The following is a 13,783-nucleotide window of genomic DNA, read 5'->3' as shown; positions in this document are numbered from 1 at the left end:
CATACAGCCTTGGCGTTTTCGAGATAATTTCTCACAATAGAGCTACAGGGGGAGGTTTATCTGTCAACTCCTGCTGTGAAGCCTGCATTAACCAGGCAGAGGCGTCTTTTCAAACTATCATCAGTCATTGTGAGGCAAGTTGTGCCTGCCATATCGGAACAGGATGGAGAATCACTCGGCTTGGAGTCCCGGCAGCTGCCACGTCACATTGCCATCATCATGGATGGAAATGGACGCTGGGCATCCCGACGTGGATTTCCGCGCATCGAAGGACACCGCCAGGGTGTCAATAGTGTGCGCACAGTTGTAGAAGAATCAACACGCCTGGGAATTGAACAACTGACGCTTTATTGCCTCAGCAGTGAAAACTGGAAACGGCCCGCATTAGAATTGAATCTTCTGATGCAACTTCTGAAAAAGTTTGTCATCGGCGAGCGTGAAGAGATTATGCGTCAGAATATCCGGTTCACAACTATCGGCCGTCGGACAGATCTCCCGCAGGATGTACTCATCGAAGTGGACAAAACCATTAGTGAGAGCCAGGAAAATTCCGGGATGCAACTTTGTCTGGCACTAAATTATGGCAGTCGATCAGAAATTGTCGACGCGGTGCAATCCATTGTGGCTGCGGTCGAACAGGGAAATTTAAAAAAAGAAGAAATTACTGAAGATGTTATTTCCTCACATCTTTACACAGCAGGCATGGTTGACCCGGATCTTGTGATTCGCACAGCAGGAGAAATGCGGGTGAGCAACTTCCTGTTATGGCAGATCAGCTATGCCGAACTTTGGGTCACTGAGACCTATTGGCCGGACTTTGCTGTTTCCGATTTCTGGCAGGCGTTACGTGACTTTGCCGCCCGTGACCGTCGCTTTGGCGGTTTGAAAGGATAACCCGACATGCTCGGTTGGCGGTTACTCGTATCGGCAATTCTAATTCCTCTTTTGTTCGGTCTTTTTTATCTGGATCAACGTGCGGGAGTTGGTGCACCTTATCTACTGGGTTTGTGCTGCCTTTTGGTGTTAAGAGGCAGCTGGGAATTAACACATCTTTTAAAAGTCCGTAAGCTTGCTCCCAGTTATCCGATGGTGTGTATTCTGTCATTACTCATCTGCATCATGGCCTGGATACCGTTTCTTACTTCGCTTGACGGGCAGATACACTCACAAACCCTCTCACTGGCATTGATGGCGGTGGCATTTGCCGTTTCCATCTTAATGATCTTCCTCAAAGGCGCGATTCAATTTCAGGAACCGGGGCAAAGTATGGAAACCATCGGTGCTGAGATCCTTTCTGTTTCCTATCTTGGGTTCTTATTGGCCATGCTCGCAGAATTACGTTGGGTCATTGGTCCTGAAACCGGATACATCGCCTTGGGCTCTTTGATTATCAGTGCAAAGATGGGAGATATCGGCGGTTATACCTTTGGTCGGTTGTGGGGCAAACAGAAACTGGTGCCGCGACTGAGCCCCGGTAAGACCTGGGCCGGAGGATACGGTGCTCTCTTTGGTGCCGCCTTGGGAAGCTTCCTCTGGTTTCAGTTCACCCCCGCGCTGTTTCACTCGAACTGGTCTGCTCCCGCGTGGTACTGGTCCATTTTATTCGGCGCAGTCATTGGATTAGTGGGGCTGGTGGGTGATTTATGCGAGTCGCTCATTAAACGGGACGTCGGAAAAAAAGACTCCGCCGAATTATTGCCCGGGTTTGGAGGTCTGCTCGATTTATTAGACAGTCCACTTTACGCGGGCCCTGTCGCATTTCTGATGTGGAAACTGTTACCGCTGATCACTGTGTCGAGTTGAAGTGGATCAGAATCTGACCGCAAGTTACACCAACTGAGTTGAGGTAGGGACTCTGCTATCGTTGGCAAGTAAGAGTCGACGAGTCCCGCTAAAGCGAGCTTGGAAGGTGATCGATCTTTGGGAAGCTCAATAGACTTCAATAAAATAAGTTCGTCAGCAGGCCAGGTGAGAGAGACCCAGGCAGCAATCGAATCACTGGTCACATCCCATGATTCTGGCAGTTGTGTTACTTGTGGTACTAAGGTTTGTTGCAAATAAGCGTAAGCACTAAGAATAGGAACACCGCGTTCCTGCCAGACAACTTTGGCTTCGGAAGGGGAAGTAATAATACGCGCGTCAGGCAGCAATTGGCAGAGTAACTGGTCATTCAACATCAACGATTGAATGGCAAGCCAATGCGCGGCACGATCACCCAGTTGATGCGTTTGATCCCAGCTTCGAACAACGTCAACGGTTTTGCCACCTCCACAGACGATGAGCGGCTTTGTGTTTTCTAAACTGTCTAATAACTTCGCAATCCGCCCCGCGAGATCGGGAAGATCAAACAGACTCCCACCAATTTTGATAACCGCAGTCTTCATGTCTGGTGCGCCGAAGATTCAAACGGAGTTTAGTCAATGATTTTCGAAATCTGATATTCCACAAGACCGCAGGCGCCCGCTGCTTTCAATTTCGGGACAATGGTTCGCACTACAGATTCCTCCATGATGGTGCTGATAGCGACCCAGTCTGGATCTGACAGAGAAGATACCGTGGGCTTTTGCAAAGCAGGCAAAAGATTCAGTACATTTTCGAGATCTGTTCGAACGACATTCATCATCAAACAGACTTTGCCTTCTGCCGCCAGACAGGACTCCAACATCATCGCGATATTTTCCAGTTTCTCACGTTTCCAGGGATCTTCGAACGAATCTTTATTGGCGATGAATCGTGTCGTGCTCTGCATCAGCTCTTCCACGATTCGCAGATTATTGGCCCGCAAAGACGATCCGGTCTCGGTCACTTCGACAATTGCATCAGCGAGCTTGGGAGGCTTGACTTCGGTGGCGCCCCAGGAAAATTCCACTGTTGCTTTTACGCCATGCTTTTCGAGATAACGCTCTGTCATTCCCACGACTTCTGTGGCAATGCGTTTGCCTTCCAGATCCTTGACGGTCTGGATTGGAGAATCTTCAGGAACACACAATACCCAACGCACAGGGCGGCGGCTGACTTTTGAAAATAGCAGCTCGCAAATTTCATGGACATCGGCATTCGTTTCCAGAATCCAGTCATACCCCGTAATCCCGGCATCCAAAATACCTTGATCCACATAACGGGCCATTTCCTGAGCACGAATCAGTAAACATTCGATCTCATCGTCGTCAATCGTAGGGTAATAGGAGCGAGAGGAAAATTTAATCACATAACCGGCACGCTTGAATAATTCCGCCGTGGATTCTTGCAAACTTCCCGCGGGAATACCGAGTTTTAAGACCTTCTCAGACATGATACTTGTTTTTCTGAATTCGATGGTTTAGTGCGTAATCTATGTAATATTAACAGTTTAGATTTCTTTTTTCAGTTAGAAATCGGAACCACTGGAGTGATTGCCAGCGAATGGCTCCTTCTCTTAAGAAAACCCGTGCGCGTACTCTAACAGCTAAAAAACCGTAGTTCCAGTAGTTCGGAACGAGAATGTTACGAGAAAATCCCAATCTATGGACTTCCATCAAGCGTGGAGTTTCTCTAGGATCTTGAAAGCACCTGCTCAGGATAAACGATTCCGGGTGAATTTTCACTACAGGGATCAATCAGATAGAAATTGTTTGTACAGAAATTTATTAGAAAGTAAGGAGAAATTCCTCGATGGCCGAGCAAAAAGCCACCAATGTCACTTGGCATGACCACCGTGTTTCCAAAGAAGAACGCTGTCAACAAAACGGACACAAAGGAGCCGTGCTTTGGTTCACAGGCTTAAGTGGGTCCGGAAAAAGCACCATTGCGAATACCGTTGACCATAAGCTGTTCGAACAAGGCAAACACACGTTTGTTTTAGATGGCGATAACATTCGAATGGGCCTGAACAAAAACCTGGGCTTCTCTCCCGAAGATCGTACTGAAAACATTCGTCGGATTGGTGAAGTTTCCAAATTATACACTGATGCCGGAATTCTGGTGATGACGGCTTTCATTTCGCCTTATCGTGAAGACCGTGATCAGGTTCGAGAAATTCTGGGAGATGGCGAATTCATTGAAGTCTTCGTCAAAGCCTCTCTGGAAACCTGTGAAGAACGTGATCCCAAAGGGCTCTACAAAAAAGCCCGTGCTGGTGAAATCAAAGGTTTCACTGGAATTGATGCTCCTTACGAAGAACCAGAAAAGGCAGAACTGATTCTGGATTCCGACGGCAAAGGCATTGATGATTTGGCTGACGAAGTCGTGGCCTATCTCGAATCAAACGGTTATCTTTCGATCTAAGTCAACCGTGCCAGTTGAAGTACTGTTTCAAAAAACTAAACCTCAGGCAGCACACTGTTGCCTGAGGTTTTTTGTTGTCATGTCAATATTGAGTGTAAGAACGAAACTTATTTTTTCTCCTGGATCTTATAAGGTCCTAATGCCGAATCGATTTCAAACCAGTTGTCAGGTCGGTTTTCCAGTCGCTTCGTATAAACACGAATGGATCGCTCGTCCCAGAATTTGGGAATCGCAGGATCTTCGGGAATGCGACCTTTGTCATCGATTTTTTCCATCCATTCATCAAGAGCCAACGCCAGTTTTTTCCTGGCCGCTTGATGCTCTGCGGAATTCGCCAGGTTCTTTGTTTCCCAGGGATCATTCTCTAGGTCATACAACTCTTCTTTAGGTCGGCTCTGTGCCATGAGCTTCAATGGAGGACCTGTTAATTTTCCTTCTGAGTGCAGATGACGCAGCAAACCGATAATCGGATATGAGGCTTCCTTGTAACGATTGATTTGCAGGAAGGGACGTTCCGGATATTTACTGCGGAGGTAACGATAACGTTTGTCGCGTACGGTGCGAATGTGAAAGACGGTTTCATCACCGCGATCGCGACCACTAAATAAATAAGTACGGGGAGGCTCTGATTGAGATCCCAGAAAAACCTGGCCCTGCATTTTTTCCGGTTTGGTCACTCCCGCTAATGCCAGCGTCGTCGCGCTCAAATCAATGGCAGAGATCAACTGCTCGCTTTGCTCCCCCCGTTTATAGTTCACAGGGACAGGAAGTGTGGAATTATTTTCAGGCCAGTAAACAATGAGGGGAATATGCAGTCCGCTGTCGTAAGGCCATTGCTTTCCCCGAGGCATCGCGCGACCGTGATCGCCAAGGAAGATGACAATCGTATTTTTATCAAGCTGGTCCCGTTTCAACAGATCCAGTATGAAAGCGACTTTCTTATCGACGGCCATCACAGCGTTCAGATATTGGGCCCACACCGCCCGCGTGACGGGATGTTCGGGATAGTAATCGGGTATCTTCACCTTGGCTGGATCAGCCTGATGATCGATATGTTGATGTGATGTATTCCAGGCACCACCACGATGGGTTTCTGAAAAGTTGATCTGAGCATAAAAAGGTTGTTTGTTTTTGAGTTCATCAAAGTCACTGACATCGAAGGGCTTTTTCCCCTTGGGATACGTAAAGTTCCAGTCTGTTTTTCCCGTCCCTTTATAGAACTTGGACAGCTTGCGATCTTTCGTCAGTTTTCTAATATTAGCCGTCGTATAACCGACGGGACGCAGCCAGTCGGTAATCACTCTCACCCCATCAGGTAGCGGGTTAGTTCCTTCACGATGCGAACGATGATTATGCGCGTCGATCGACATCGCATACATGCCGGTCATGAAAGAGGAACGACTAGTAGAACAAACGGGGGTCACGGTAAAGGCATTTTTGAAAAGCATCCCTTTTTCAGCCAAACGATCCAGAGTGGGGGTTTTGACTTCGGGAGTCCCATAACAACTTAATTCGGGTCCCATGTCTTCCGCAATAATCCAAAGAATATTGGGCTGCTGCTCCGCAGCTTCCAGAGGCATTCCCTGATTTACCAGTACCAATGAAAAAACTGACAACGCAAACAAAAATCGATTCATGAGATGAGACTCTGCACCAGGAGTAAAATAAATAAGCGAACGAAAGAGAAATCTTCAGTTCATTTATCTTCAACGATGCGAGAATCATTGTCAATCGAGGGCTGGAAATTACCGTCACCCGAACGGATTACAGAGTACCGTTACGAAGTGTGGTGATTCAGAATGTATTTCTTATCTTTCTTAAGAGATAAATGCCCCTATTGAACAGTGAATTCATCTTCACTGTGAGTATGCATTCCCGGAGTTTGAAAATAATCTATTCGGATGAATGACGTTTGGTGAGCATGTTTGCTCCTCCTCAATTGGTCCAGAATCCTGATCAGTATATCAAGTTCTGGATGTGGTTAAGGGGGGCACGTTACTCTACTCACCGCTAAGTATAAAGCTTTACTGATCGTAGCTCTTTTATTGAGTCTTTGTGACAGAAATCAGCGTAAAATAAGAGAATTCAAGGTGCACCGGTAAAGTAAAATGGATGTCCCAGTCTCATTCCGCGACTATATGATGTTTATGAACATAGTTGACGGGCTAGTTGCGAGTCTAATCTAACGCATACTTTGATTTCCAACTAGCGGGAATCGTGAGCTTCAAACCGTACAAATATCTGATCAGTTGACCGTGGTGGGCGGCTTCGTGTTCGAGTAGATCGATGATGAGTCGATTCTGAACATCGCTGAATTCCGCGATCGTTTCCAGAGCTTCAGAGACGGCAGATTCAGAACGATGCAACGCTTCGGCAACGCTCACCTTGTTATCAGTGTTTTCCAGCGAACAGGAAAAGCCGGACCACTGATTGGCCTGGATCGCTTTGCTGAAACTCTCACGAGCACCAATGACGCACCACAATTGGAGCCCCAATGTATTGGAAGGCAGTCGTGCCAGTTTGGAACTGAGAGTACTCTCTTCAATCGATTCAATCAAATCACGATACAGAGTAAATGACCGATCGAAACTCTCATTAATTACCGTGGTGAGAGGCATAGTACTTCCTTTGCGGATTATGAATGATTATGTATCGTTATCAAGTAATTGACGCCATTGACGTGCATTCCAGATAGTCTCTTCAATAAAAGAAGACTTGCCTTCAATATAAGCCTCAACATCATTTCTGTGTTGTTCAGATAATTTTGATTTGAGCTCTGCATAACAGCTTACCTGGTCGGGGTGAGATCGCAAATAGTCTCGAAAGTCCAGATGTGATTCAATTTCAGGATGTCCCTCTTCATATGCGTGAACATGATGTGTGCGGTGATCATCACTCCCTTTCGCGAAAAATCGCCGCCCGACGATACCAAGTTCTCCCTTCGCTACATAACCAAGATCCGACATCACATGATTTAACGTGTCGAGCTCATTTAAACTTTGGACCACTGCCAGCATATCAATCGTTGGCTTAGCGGCAAGACCGGGGATAGATGTGCTGCCGATATGATGGATCGAAATTAGAACTGATTCGAGCGCATTGTTCAAGCATAATGACTCTGTTACAAACATCTCCTGCCATGCAGTGGTGTACTCTGCGATGATGATATTACGCATCAATCCCATGTCAACAATCTCAGTAAACACACCATCGTCACCATATGCATTGGCTGGGGAATGTTGTCATTATGACAGACATTATTTAGTCGCAGATTGTTCGCGGAGGCAATCGATCTCTGCTTGAAGTCGTGCCGCTTTCGCCGAAAGCTTGGCTTGTATTTTGCCAGTACCCGATGAAAACCTTTGAGCCGTGACACTCTCAAGCTTACGTAAATTGTCGAGCCGCTTTTTGCAAAGCTCAATACGTTCTGACTTTGTAGAAGCGAGTTCGAGTTCGGCTTTGAACAAATCATCTTGAGCAGAGATAACCTGCTCAATCGGTTTTTCTCCATGCTCATAGGAACTCTTAGCCGCGGCTAAAAGCTGACGGAACACATCAAGACGTTCCTTCATCAATTCTGAAATTTTGTTGCCGACGTTCGCGTCTTCAGTTTGCGCCGCCCCGGAATATGTCGTGACAGACCATGCAATACAAAGAAACGCTAACAGAAACATACAAATGCGACGTGACATGGGACACCTCTTTTAAAGAAAGGCCGTAGTGAACGACAAAACAGATGCGTGTATCGTAACAGGCCAAACTCGATCGTAGCAAATTTTATTTGCAGAAATCTCTCGTAATCCCGTTTTCTAAACAGTCGGCTCATCACCGGCTAGATTGCCTGATGTGGCACTATTTGGCAAAAAACTGATGGGTCGCTGAGCTTCGCGATTGACCGTCAGTTTGAAAATATCAAACCGATTATATCCACCCACGATATCGTGAAGCTGTTTGGGCTCAACACACAGTGACAAATCGATGGCAGTGTAAAGTATGCCTTCCTCTTCCTGCATGATCTCACTGACAGGCGTGCCGTTGGGACCGATGACAACCGAAATACCGCGGGGACTTGCATCAAGAATTCGTCCCGCCTCTTTATCTCGGTTCGCCAATAAGTCGCGAGTTGATCGATCCAAATAGCCGGCGGCTACAAGATTGAACAGCTTACCTTCAAAAGAGTGCGCGCCCGCGCGAATCAGAATCGCGTTTTTGAGATCGTAGTTTTCGTGTGTTGCGGGGTCATGCGAAGGCCAGGCCGGTGGGTAGGTCGACATGTGGACTTGCTCCCCCTGCGCGAGCAATGTGAATCTCGCAAGGGGATTCGTGTTTTCTCCACAGATCAGCATTCCCAGTCTTCCCAGACGCGTCTCGCTCACTTGCAAGCCAGCACCATCACCGGGCGTCCAAACCAGTTTCTCATAGAACGTCGGTACGATTTTTCGATGGTGACACAGAACTTTGCCCTCATCGTCAATCAACGCATTGGAATTCCAGATGCAGCCTCCACTGACAGTTGTCCCTTCATTAAAGCCCATGGAAACAAACATTCCGCATTCGCGGGCTGTTTCCGCAATTAGAGCTAACTCGGGACCATCAACTTTGATTGAGTTAGCGGCAAGTCTGCAGAACAAATCATGATTATGAATTGGTGCCTGTAACGCACACCAGACGGGAAAAGCCGGAATGTAAGTCTCAGGAAAGACGATAACCTGCGCCCCATTTTGTGCCGCTTCTCGGATCAAGGAACATGCCTTATCCACGGTCGCATCTTTGTCAAGAAAAACGGGGGCGACATGGGCAATGGCGGCTTTAAATTGGGGATCAGTCATGAGGGATTACCAAACGAAAGGAAAAATTAGTCATGCAAAGACTTGAGGATAACAGGTAGTCGTTTTGAAAATCAATCATCGCCAAGTAAAAAGACAATCCGAATTGTTTTCAATCGAATATAGCGCGATGCTTACAAAACGAACTCACGAATCCAGATCTGTGTTTTAAGAAACAATACATTTCGCGAAAGATTACCTGATATGCGGTCCTCAAACAGGCGTTTGAATGCTGGCTAAAACACCATCCCATAATAGCAAACGTGCCTGCACAGCTGATTGAGCCGCGGCAATCGCTTCCTCTATTTTCGTTTCATTTCCATCGCATAAGCCGTTCAGCAAACGCAATGATAAGGGTGCATGAAAATCTCCATCCAAATCAATATGCCGATTCAGATAAAAATGAAATACAGGTGCCTCTGCTTCTGAGACACCAGTTCGCTTTAATATTGAGCGAAACATATCCGGAATGATGTGCTCCCTCCCCAACGCAAACGCGGCGGCTACTTTGTGAGGTTGCCCTTCCTCAATCAAAGCAAAGGTCTGAGACGTAAATTGCCGTGAAGGTTCAGGGACTCCCGGCAGTTTCAGAGCGGCATTGACTCCCTGTTGTTTGACAGTTTCAATGAATTCCGTCAGTGACGCAGTGCATGCGCCGACTTCTGCCATGGCGGTCATATACAATTCGAAGTGACTGGAATATTCACCTTTGCTGGTAGATTCATCCGACTCTTCCTCAAGAATAATCTCATTGATAAAACGCCGAACACTGGCATCCCCCCGAGGAACCCAGGGAGATTCGGTGGGAGCGATGATCGACTGCAGATACTTGATCAGCGACATGAAATCCCAGACCGAATACACATGATGCTGCATAAACCGCTGCAAATCGTCAAGCGTGGCAATCGAATCATAAATGGGATGCGATTCCAGTTGAGTTTTAAAAGAGTGAATCACGTCTGAAGTAATTTGTTGCGACATCACTTTGCATTCCTTTGTTTGTTTTATGTCGGGTTCAGCAGATTACAAATCACCAGTAGGACCGGCAAGCACAACTACATACCCATCAGGATCTTTAATCCAGATTTCGCGATGGTTGGCGTTCGGATTAACCATGGGACCATCCAGCACCTGTGCTGACATCGCATTGGCTCGAGCCACAGCATCTTCAAAGCCTTCCACTCGAAACCAGAGTAGCACTCCGTTTCCACGCGGCAGTTCGGGATCACCCATGTAGGGATGCTCGTGAGCATCCCAGTGATGCAGTTGCAGAACCAATTCACCAGAATCAGCGATCAGCCTTTCGTATTCATCACCACCATGACCACTCTGACAATTGAGGAGCCGTTGATACCAATTGCTACTGGCAGGAACATCATTGACGGCAATCATAGGTTGTGGCTGCACTTCTTTATCCTCTGGAGGAGAAGAAATTAACAAAAGCACTTACTGAAGATATTTGTTCTCACTATCCCAGACACGAAATAGGCTCAACAGCTTCTCTCAGTAATATAGTCACAAAAGTCTGTGAAACCAGCCCCAGAGACAATAAAAAGTGCAAACCTTAACCTGGAAGTACTTTCATTTTCGAATCATCACCGATTCTTAATTAAACCAGAACGCCATTGTGAAGAAGTTAGCACCGACGAACTTACTATTGATGCAGTCCAGAGTTTCGGGGAACGCATCACAAAAAATTCTTGGAAGTTTTATTTTGGCTGAGAGAGAATCGCGTTGGCGACACCGAGAAGCATGCGCGAACGGCTCAGTGCTGATTCCTGCCGCCGTGCAGACTGAATCGCTGTCTCGACATCGCCGACACGGACCTGAGCGAAGGTTACATCTTGCAGCAATTGGGCAACATACGCTTTATCGGGATAACGTGAAGCAGTTACTCTCGCGATTTCGAAGCTGGCTATCGCACTGTCTCGATCGCCGATTACACTCTGCGTCGTCGCGGTCTCCGTGAGGGCGATGACATCTGATCCGCCACCGATTTCGATCTTTCTCGCGGCAATGACTGCAAGCGCGATTGTCGTCTTAGCCTCTCTTCTGTCTCCGGCTTCGAATTGGACTATTGCCAACTCGCGAAGGCGGACACATTTCTGATAAGATTCCGCGATATCTTGAGCGGCCTGTCGACTCTTGTCAAACAACCGTCTAGCATCGCTGATTTTCTGAATCCGCCACTTTGTGGCCGCGACCTTCTCAAAGGCTTCCGAGAGCGTTCCCGGATCATTGATTTCACGTGTAAAAGCCTCAGCAAGTTCTAGGTGTGATGATTGTAAGAATGCGACCACGATCTGTATGGCAGCGGCATTATGTGCCTCGTTGTCGGATGGGTTGAGCAATGACGCGTTTTGGTAGAGCAAACGGGTTGTCTTGGCATCTCCATGGGCAGCCCGTGCAGCCGCCATTTCAAAAAACGCCACGGCCTTATTGTTCGGATCTTTGATCGTCTCTGCAATGTCCCGCGCCTCCTTGAACCTCCCCTGCTTGGCCATCGCGCTGACGAGCCGCACCAAAGCATACTCTTTTTGCTCCTGACCGCGAATTTCCTTGAACGCTGCCTGGGCAACCTTAAGATCACCTGAGTCTGCGGCAACGCGCGCCACTCGCATCAGCCCAATATCACGGTGACTGTCGAGGCCAATCCTGCGGGCTGTTTGCAGAGCGGTTTTTAGGTACCCGGCCTTTGCTTGATCTTGAGCGATCGTGATCAATCCCGCGAACTTCATCATTGACTGTTCAACTATAGTTTGTTCCTGCGGGTTAAGTTGTTCCATCGGGACATTTCTGGCAAGGATCTTTTTCGCCAGTTCAATGTCTCCGGGAATGAGGTTCAGGACACGGATCGCGCCTGCAAAATCACGACGGTTAGACAGACTTATCACAATCATTTGCGGTGTGAAATTCCGTTGCCAGATCTCTTCTGTTGGTATCAGATCCACTGTCTGCTGAGCGGCTTTCGCCTCACCTTTTTCGGCTTGAGCAAAGGCAATCGTGCTCAAGGCCATTGCTTGCTCATAACTAGACGGAAAGCGTTGCACGGCCTTTATTGCCTCCTTGATTTGTCCCGCCTGAGCTTGAAGTGTGGCAATCTCGTTCAGGACCATTCGCCGTTCAACGCCGTCTTTCAGCTTCATTGCAGCATCCCATGCTTCAGCAAACGACTTTTTTGACGCTTTCAAGTCACCGGCTTTCGCTTGTGCCGCTCCAAATTCTGCGACGATTTCACAGCTTGCACCGCATAAATCACGGGCCTCGCGTATCAACTTCCGAGCAAGGGGAATATCTGGGTCAGCGGCGAAATTGGAAACAATCGATACAAGCAGCGCGTATAGGATGAGTATAAATCTCGCCATCTTAATTAAACCAGAACGCCATTGTGAAGAAGTTGGCACCACCAAACGTACTATTGATGCGGCCCAGCATTTGAGGGGAGGCGAATTCTGTAATCGGTCCTTCTTCCAGATACGGGGCGGCCGCAGTACCCTGTACCCAGAGGAACGGATCGATGATTCGTGGCTCAGTAAAAACTCGTCTTAAATTCACTCCCTGCGTACCTGGTTTTCCGCGCCAGAAGGGGATTAACTTTTTGCCTTGCAGAACCAAACCGGTTTCGTCCAATACAGCCAGCCAAGTGTCGAGCATTTCCTGGGTGACTTTAATCTGCAATACTCCCGTTTGTTTCGGATTGGGAATCCACTCATGATCATCGTCGGTCTCCACCTGATAGTATTTCCACATCGATTTCGCATGGAGCTGCATATCTTCCAGATGAGCAAGCGCCGCCTTCATTCTTTCTGCCTCTTTCATTTCAAAACGCCAGAGATGGATAAAAGCGAGAATGTCCGAGATTAACGGTCGGTTAAAGCTGCGAAGCGCATCAAAATTGCGGGGTCCTTCCAAGAGAAACTTATAAGGCGTATCCACCTTTTCAAAAAACAGGTGCGCCGTGCAATTGAAGATCTCCTGCCCATCCACAGCCAGCATTACTTCACCCCAGGCACACAAAAAATTACAATAACCGGCCAGCCAGTCGGCATCTCCCCGATCAAAGCCAATCACAAAGTTCTCGGCAGCCTGTTTTTGCTGCGGTGTCCCGATTCTGCCCATCAAGAATGCCGCATCAACGGGTTTCCCCGAGCCGATCAGATCGACCTTGATCAATCCCACATGTAAGGGCAATTTTACGTCAGGTTCTTTAACAGCAGACAGAGTTTTTTCAGCCTGTTTTAAATCGTTTACCCAGGTTTGCAAAATTTGTCGGACATCAGCATAGGAAATTTCTTCTGGATTTCGATTCTGCGGCAATAGTGCACGAACTTCGGGAGGCATACCCCGAAAAGTACCCTCTGTTCGTAAGCCGTACTTATAGAGACTGCCTCCCAGATGTTCAAAAGACTGAAAAAACTGAACCACTCCTAAACCGAAGCGGGCTTCATCGTCTTCAGGGGACTTCGTAATTTGTTCCTTCAGGGCTTTTTCCCCCTCCGCAAGTTGTCCCGAAGTCAGGTACCGTTCCGCTAGTGGCTCAGCAGATACCCACTGCGCAGAAAGCAGTAAAGTACTGAAAAAGGCAGTAAACATAGTGTTGCGACGCATGCGAGAGCTCCCTATAAAGACGAAATTTCTGTGTTTGAGGCTATCTGAGTACCAGATTGAACCGGCTCAAGAATGATCCCACTAAC

General features: G+C 47.6%; 14 protein-coding genes. 3 read left to right on the top strand and 11 right to left on the bottom strand.

The features are described 5' to 3' along the window. Window positions 1-141 precede the first annotated feature (141 nt). Window positions 142-894, top strand: coding sequence for an isoprenyl transferase (locus V144x_RS07270; RefSeq protein ID WP_144983534.1), 753 nt, complete (start codon window positions 142-144; stop codon window positions 892-894). Between the two features lie 6 nt (window positions 895-900). Beyond that, a complete protein-coding gene (locus V144x_RS07265; RefSeq protein ID WP_144983531.1) occupies window positions 901-1,803 on the top strand; it encodes a phosphatidate cytidylyltransferase in 903 nt (300 codons plus the stop codon). Here the strand turns inward: V144x_RS07265 and V144x_RS07260 are convergent. Both V144x_RS07260 and hisG read right to left on the bottom strand, forming a co-directional pair. After that, a complete protein-coding gene (locus V144x_RS07260) occupies window positions 1,740-2,384 on the bottom strand; it encodes an amino acid kinase family protein (RefSeq protein ID WP_144983529.1) in 645 nt (214 codons plus the stop codon). The genes V144x_RS07265 and V144x_RS07260 overlap by 64 nt on opposite strands. A 29-nt stretch (window positions 2,385-2,413) precedes the next feature. Continuing rightward, on the bottom strand, window positions 2,414-3,292 hold the full coding sequence (gene hisG / locus V144x_RS07255; protein WP_144983526.1) for an ATP phosphoribosyltransferase: 879 nt from the start codon (window positions 3,290-3,292) through the stop codon (window positions 2,414-2,416). A gap of 359 nt (window positions 3,293-3,651) precedes the next feature. Here hisG and cysC point away from each other — a divergent pair, with 359 nt between their 5' ends. Next, window positions 3,652-4,263: an adenylyl-sulfate kinase gene (cysC, locus tag V144x_RS07250; RefSeq protein ID WP_144983523.1), complete on the top strand. Its 612-nt coding sequence runs from the start codon at window positions 3,652-3,654 to the stop codon at window positions 4,261-4,263. A gap of 107 nt (window positions 4,264-4,370) precedes the next feature. Here the strand turns inward: cysC and V144x_RS07245 are convergent, their stop codons facing one another. The 9 genes from V144x_RS07245 to V144x_RS07205 form a co-directional block, all read right to left on the bottom strand. After that, window positions 4,371-5,900: a sulfatase family protein gene (locus V144x_RS07245; protein ID WP_144983520.1), complete on the bottom strand. Its 1,530-nt coding sequence runs from the start codon at window positions 5,898-5,900 to the stop codon at window positions 4,371-4,373. A 540-nt stretch (window positions 5,901-6,440) separates the two neighbouring features. Further along, complete coding sequence (locus V144x_RS07240) at window positions 6,441-6,881, bottom strand: hypothetical protein (RefSeq protein WP_144983518.1); 441 nt, start codon at window positions 6,879-6,881, stop codon at window positions 6,441-6,443. 27 nt (window positions 6,882-6,908) lie between these two features. After that, a complete protein-coding gene (locus V144x_RS07235) occupies window positions 6,909-7,469 on the bottom strand; it encodes a GrpB family protein (RefSeq protein ID WP_197998804.1) in 561 nt (186 codons plus the stop codon). Between the two features lie 51 nt (window positions 7,470-7,520). Continuing rightward, complete coding sequence (locus tag V144x_RS07230; protein WP_144983515.1) at window positions 7,521-7,955, bottom strand: TolC family protein; 435 nt, start codon at window positions 7,953-7,955, stop codon at window positions 7,521-7,523. Between the two features lie 117 nt (window positions 7,956-8,072). Continuing rightward, window positions 8,073-9,092 carry a carbon-nitrogen hydrolase family protein gene (locus V144x_RS07225; protein ID WP_144983512.1) on the bottom strand — a complete coding sequence of 340 codons (1,020 nt, stop codon included), beginning with the start codon at window positions 9,090-9,092 and terminating at the stop codon, window positions 8,073-8,075. Window positions 9,093-9,302: 210 nt separating this feature from the next. Further along, complete coding sequence (locus tag V144x_RS07220; RefSeq protein ID WP_144983509.1) at window positions 9,303-10,070, bottom strand: DUF3050 domain-containing protein; 768 nt, start codon at window positions 10,068-10,070, stop codon at window positions 9,303-9,305. A gap of 42 nt (window positions 10,071-10,112) precedes the next feature. Continuing rightward, window positions 10,113-10,496, bottom strand: a complete 384-nt coding sequence (locus V144x_RS07215; protein WP_144983506.1) for a VOC family protein — start codon at window positions 10,494-10,496, stop codon at window positions 10,113-10,115. Between the two features lie 302 nt (window positions 10,497-10,798). Continuing rightward, the gene (locus tag V144x_RS07210) at window positions 10,799-12,454 is read right to left on the bottom strand and encodes a hypothetical protein (RefSeq protein ID WP_144983503.1); all 1,656 of its coding nucleotides are present in this window, start codon (window positions 12,452-12,454) and stop codon (window positions 10,799-10,801) included. Window position 12,455: 1 nt separating this feature from the next. Then, on the bottom strand, window positions 12,456-13,697 hold the full coding sequence (locus V144x_RS07205; protein ID WP_144983499.1) for a hypothetical protein: 1,242 nt from the start codon (window positions 13,695-13,697) through the stop codon (window positions 12,456-12,458). Window positions 13,698-13,783: the final 86 nt, after the last annotated feature.

Origin of the sequence: Gimesia aquarii, from assembly GCF_007748195.1 — a bacterium.
GTDB classification, from domain to species: Bacteria; Planctomycetota; Planctomycetia; order Planctomycetales; family Planctomycetaceae; genus Gimesia; species Gimesia aquarii.
Note: the sequence above shows the minus strand (reverse complement) of the source record. Positions and strands in the feature narration are given on the sequence as shown.

Excerpts from the sequence above, each read along its gene's own strand:
- V144x_RS07265 (WP_144983531.1), top strand. The coding sequence starts at position 901 with ATGCTCGGTTGGCGGTTACTCGTATCGGCAATTCTAATTCCTCTTTTG.
- V144x_RS07260 (WP_144983529.1), bottom strand. The coding sequence starts at position 2,384 with ATGAAGACTGCGGTTATCAAAATTGGTGGGAGTCTGTTTGATCTTCCC.
- hisG (WP_144983526.1), bottom strand. The coding sequence starts at position 3,292 with ATGTCTGAGAAGGTCTTAAAACTCGGTATTCCCGCGGGAAGTTTGCAA.
- cysC (WP_144983523.1), top strand. The coding sequence starts at position 3,652 with ATGGCCGAGCAAAAAGCCACCAATGTCACTTGGCATGACCACCGTGTT.
- V144x_RS07245 (WP_144983520.1), bottom strand. The coding sequence starts at position 5,900 with ATGAATCGATTTTTGTTTGCGTTGTCAGTTTTTTCATTGGTACTGGTA.
- V144x_RS07240 (WP_144983518.1), bottom strand. The coding sequence starts at position 6,881 with ATGCCTCTCACCACGGTAATTAATGAGAGTTTCGATCGGTCATTTACT.
- V144x_RS07230 (WP_144983515.1), bottom strand. The coding sequence starts at position 7,955 with ATGTCACGTCGCATTTGTATGTTTCTGTTAGCGTTTCTTTGTATTGCA.
- V144x_RS07225 (WP_144983512.1), bottom strand. The coding sequence starts at position 9,092 with ATGACTGATCCCCAATTTAAAGCCGCCATTGCCCATGTCGCCCCCGTT.
- V144x_RS07220 (WP_144983509.1), bottom strand. The coding sequence starts at position 10,070 with ATGTCGCAACAAATTACTTCAGACGTGATTCACTCTTTTAAAACTCAA.
- V144x_RS07210 (WP_144983503.1), bottom strand. The coding sequence starts at position 12,454 with ATGGCGAGATTTATACTCATCCTATACGCGCTGCTTGTATCGATTGTT.
- V144x_RS07205 (WP_144983499.1), bottom strand. The coding sequence starts at position 13,697 with ATGCGTCGCAACACTATGTTTACTGCCTTTTTCAGTACTTTACTGCTT.